Origin of the sequence: [Flexibacter] sp. ATCC 35208 (assembly GCF_001975825.1) — a bacterium.
Lineage (GTDB): Bacteria > Bacteroidota > Bacteroidia > Chitinophagales > Chitinophagaceae > Chitinophaga.
The window spans coordinates 1-673 of record NZ_MTKN01000211.1; the positions used below are offsets into that span (position 1 = coordinate 1).

A 673-nucleotide genomic window follows, 5' to 3' on the forward strand; every position below is an offset into this window, starting at 1 on the left:
AAAAGAACATCAGTTAGTAATTTTTACCGGAGGAACGGGCTTATCACCAAGAGATGTTACGCCGGAAGCTTTATCACCATTACTGGAAAGCAGAATTCCGGGAATTGAAGAAGCTATTCGCAATTATGGGCAGCAAAGACTGCCGTATGCAATGTTGTCCAGAACTGTTGCTGGAACATTAGGAAAAAGTTTGGTTTTGGCTTTGCCGGGATCAACAAACGGAGCCAGGGAATCTATGGATGCTGTTTTTCCTCATGTATTGCATGTTTTTCATATTTTAAAAGGAAAAAATCATGATACCCTCTAAAACTATTTTAACGGATGATTTTGGGCGAAAACACAATTACTTGCGTATTTCGCTGTTAGAGAAATGCAATTTGCGTTGTACGTATTGCATGCCTGCTGACGGAATCATATTATCCCCAAAAGCCAGTTTGATGACGGCTGATGAGATTTTTTCGATTGCCCGGACTTTCGTAGAAAATGGTGTGGATAAAATTAGATTAACAGGAGGAGAACCTCTTTTACGGAAGGATTTCCCGGAGATTGCATCAAAATTAGCAAGTCTTGGAGTTTCTCTTTCCATTACTACAAACGGAATTTTAATTGATCGTCACATTGATGTTTTAAAACAGTATGGGATCAATAAAATCAATTTGAGTTTAGATACGCT

General features: G+C 38.6%; 2 protein-coding genes. Both read left to right on the forward strand.

All coding sequences use genetic code 11. The features are described 5' to 3' along the window. Positions 1 to 307, forward strand: a 307-nt coding sequence (locus BW716_RS35130; RefSeq protein ID WP_235644033.1) for a molybdopterin-binding protein, incomplete at its 5' end; no start/stop codon positions are given. Continuing rightward, positions 294 to 673, forward strand: a 380-nt coding sequence (locus BW716_RS35135) for a radical SAM protein (RefSeq protein WP_143709244.1), incomplete at its 3' end; no start/stop codon positions are given. The genes BW716_RS35130 and BW716_RS35135, both read left to right, overlap by 14 nt.